The organism is Aquirufa sp. Wall-65K1 (assembly GCF_054558475.1).
The window spans coordinates 1-331 of sequence record NZ_JBPXKD010000021.1; the positions used below are offsets into that span (position 1 = coordinate 1).

Below are 331 nucleotides of genomic sequence, written 5' to 3' on the forward strand. Positions count from 1 at the left end.
TAGAACCGTCCGCCACGATACTAGCCGAAGTAGGAGTTAAGGTAGAAATGGCAGCATCCGCAGCACCAGCCACAACAGTGAATGCATTAGAATCACCAACTTTGGCTGCTACATTACTACCAGCACCAGTTCCTGTTGCAGTTAAAACTACACCCGTTTCAGCTTTGGTATAAGTAACACCTGAGATGGTAACTGCACTAGATCCAGAAGTAATGGTACCTGTAAGTGTACCACCTAAAGTACCAGTACCTGTCTTACGAGTAAGAGTAACTGTTCCATCAGCGGTGGCATTGACCGCATTGCCGTTTACGTCGGTTAATGTAACTGTAAC

At 45.9% G+C, this 331-nt stretch carries 1 protein-coding gene; it reads right to left on the reverse strand.

Going from position 1 to position 331, the window contains the following annotated elements; all coding sequences use genetic code 11:
• Positions 1–331, reverse strand: a 331-nt coding sequence (locus ACST15_RS12530; protein WP_459454993.1) for a hypothetical protein, incomplete at both ends; no start/stop codon positions are given.